Origin of the sequence: Vibrio sp. T20, from assembly GCF_007858795.1 — a bacterium.
Lineage (GTDB): Bacteria > Pseudomonadota > Gammaproteobacteria > Enterobacterales > Vibrionaceae > Vibrio > Vibrio satsumensis.
Genome location: NZ_VFEB01000235.1, coordinates 1 through 207, shown reverse-complemented (window position 1 = coordinate 207; position 207 = coordinate 1). Strand labels below are relative to the sequence as shown.

Sequence of the window (207 nt, the reverse complement as noted above, 5' to 3'; positions counted from 1 at the left end):
ATGAACACGTGGTGCAATCTCATTCACCAGCAGTGAACCTTGAACATCAAAGAACTCTAGCGCGAGTACGCCAACGTAATCCAAACGTTCTGCAACTGCGGTGAACATGGTTTTCGCTTGCTCTTGCAGTTCAATGTCATCAATAGCTGTTGATAAGCTCAACACGCCGTCGGTGTGAACATTCTCAGCCAGTGGATACACTTGAAT

1 protein-coding gene is annotated in these 207 nt (G+C 46.4%); it reads right to left on the bottom strand.

Annotated features, from left to right (window positions below; genetic code table 11):
• Window positions 1–207 (bottom strand): ATP-grasp domain-containing protein (locus FTW16_RS22240; RefSeq protein ID WP_146492466.1); only part of this gene is annotated, 207 nt, incomplete at both ends.